We start from the raw sequence: 2,281 nt of genomic DNA, 5'->3' as shown, positions 1-2,281 counted from the left end.
GACCAGCGCCCACCACGATAAATAATTGTTTGTGGGTTTTACTTTGTAACAACTGGATGATTTTTTGCGCCATCGTGTGATTACGTTGCCACAACAGTTTTTCGAGTAGTTCATCAGCATCGCCCGCTTGCGATTCCATAATGTTTGCGAGAGCATTACCATCACCTTGGCGCCAAGCGTAGATTAAATCAAGCATTTCAGCATCGCTAGCGTTAATCGAATCATCAAGCATTTGCAGTTGAGTCGCGGTTGAAAATGATGAAATTAATTCAAATTGAAACTGAATACTCTCAAGCTCAACTACATTTTTACCACTGCGATTTGCCATAAAATAAGCGTCGACACCCTGCTCTGCGCTGTAACCTAATTGCCCAAAACGGCCCATGCTAATTTGCGCAGACTGCAACCAAGGTGCATACGGTGCCAGTGCTTGGCACAAGGTTTGATGACTTTGGCAATACTCTTGCCGAGTCGCATTAACGTCTGCGGCAATATCTGCCGACAAACCACCATACCGTTGTAATAACGCTCCAGTATCGCCTTGGCTAATATCTGCTTCAACAACCAGTGCATCCGATTGTTTAAATGCTGATTCTATATGCTGTGCTAGTGGGTAGAAGTCTTGACGACCAACATGAATGGAGCCCAATAAATACGCTTGCTGTTGCTGATACTCAATTTTGTAGAATACCGGAGAATCCAACGCAGCTGCCGATGTGGATGTAAAACACAGTAGTAATGCGACTAAACCGTAGCAATTTCGCTGTAAGCGACCATAAATCAAATTGATATTGAAAATAAGCCGACTTTCTCTTGTTGCCTGCATACTAGCTCCTTATAATTAACTTTATTCTTTGCACATGCACTATGAGGCAATTATGCCGTACACCAATGTTTTTCTACAGATAAAAGAAAACCTGCAAATAGCCTATAGACAAGCCATTGATTCAGATGCTCGCCTAGATGAATTACGTAAAGAAGGCCACGGCAAGTTTGTGGCGATTTTTACCGAAGAGCAAGGTTTTACAACTAGTAGTAATCGTTTCTTACCTTATGTACAAGAATTGGTTGCTGAATTTGATGCGATGCAGAGCAGCACTCATGTTGCACCAGAAACACTTGAAGCCTTTGTCAAAAAGCTTGCGGCCTTACTGCAAACACTACAAGTATTTAAACTCGCCAAATAATCGGTATGCTCGTAGGTTGATCTTTCAAAGTTGTTTTTACAGCTAATTGTTAGTCATTTAAACAAGGCAGAGGCTTTGTCGTGTAGTTATTCTACACAAAGAGCCGATAACGCAGTAGAAATGACTAACAAACACAGCCCGAAGGGTTCGACTAAAAACGTTTTACTCTTTGTTGAGTGCCTCTTATTGAGAGATTGTTGCTTAGATTGCTAGGCACCAATCACCTCGATTAACACATTTTTATCTCGAACAAAATTTAACTAACAAAGATCAACAGACCCTAATACTTTCTTATTAGGAGCTTTCCATCATATGACATAATCTTGTCATATTTTCGCAATAGACTTGTCTCTCATTGGTAACAATACCAAACGCAATGCCGTTAGGTAATTAATAGAATGAGACGCAAAGATGACGGCTTTACAGCTAGTAAGCGAACTTGATCACATCATAGAACAGCAATCTATCGACGCTGTATTCCAGCCGATTTTCAATGTTTCAACAAATCAATTGCACGGTTATGAAGCGCTCAGTCGTGGCCCTAAAAATAGCCCGTTACACACGCCTTTCGCTCTATTTACTACCGCCGAAAAACAAAACTTATTAAGCGAACTTGAAACCTTATGTCGCAGCATTTCAATTAATGCATTTCACTCACGCCAGCTTAATGGCAAGCTATTTATTAATATTTCACCAAAAGCATTGCTCGATCCCAATCATCCAAAAGGCATGACACTACAGCTTATTAAACAGTTGGGGATCAACCCGTCGGATGTGGTTATTGAATTATCCGAACAATATCCTGCCGACGATATCGACTTGCTAAAGTCCTGTTTAAACCATTATCGCAATCAAGGGTTTTTAACCGCTATTGATGATTTAGGCGCCGGTTATTCTGGATTACGCTTGTGGTCTGAATTAGCACCAGATTATGTCAAAATCGACCGCCATTTTATTCATCAAATAGATACCACCGCGGTAAAACAAGAGTTTGTCCGCTCTATTGTCGATTTATGCCAAAACTTAACCTGTAAAGTGATCGCAGAAGGCATTGAAACCAATGAGGAACTCACCACTCTAAAACCTGTCTCTTA

General features: G+C 40.9%; 3 protein-coding genes. 2 read left to right on the top strand and 1 reads right to left on the bottom strand.

The features are described 5' to 3' along the window. A partial coding sequence (locus CXF78_RS20795; protein ID WP_102037831.1) for a TraB/GumN family protein occupies window positions 1–826 on the bottom strand: 826 nt, incomplete at its 3' end. Between the two features lie 52 nt (window positions 827–878). On the opposite strand from CXF78_RS20795, the gene CXF78_RS20790 reads away from it, so the two are divergent. After that, window positions 879–1,187, top strand: a complete 309-nt coding sequence (locus tag CXF78_RS20790; protein ID WP_102037830.1) for a prephenate dehydrogenase — start codon at window positions 879–881, stop codon at window positions 1,185–1,187. 411 nt (window positions 1,188–1,598) lie between these two features. After that, a partial coding sequence (locus CXF78_RS20785) for an EAL domain-containing protein (RefSeq protein ID WP_145991603.1) occupies window positions 1,599–2,281 on the top strand: 683 nt, incomplete at its 3' end.

This window comes from Shewanella sp. 11B5 (genome assembly GCF_002836795.1).
In the GTDB taxonomy this organism is placed as follows: domain Bacteria; phylum Pseudomonadota; class Gammaproteobacteria; order Enterobacterales; family Shewanellaceae; genus Shewanella; species Shewanella frigidimarina.
The sequence above is the reverse complement of the archived record's forward strand: the minus strand, read 5'-3'. Positions and strand labels throughout refer to the sequence as shown.

Bases quoted from the DNA above. Each gene is read 5' to 3' on its own strand.
- CXF78_RS20790 (WP_102037830.1), top strand. From the start codon at position 879: ATGCCGTACACCAATGTTTTTCTACAGATAAAAGAAAACCTGCAAATA.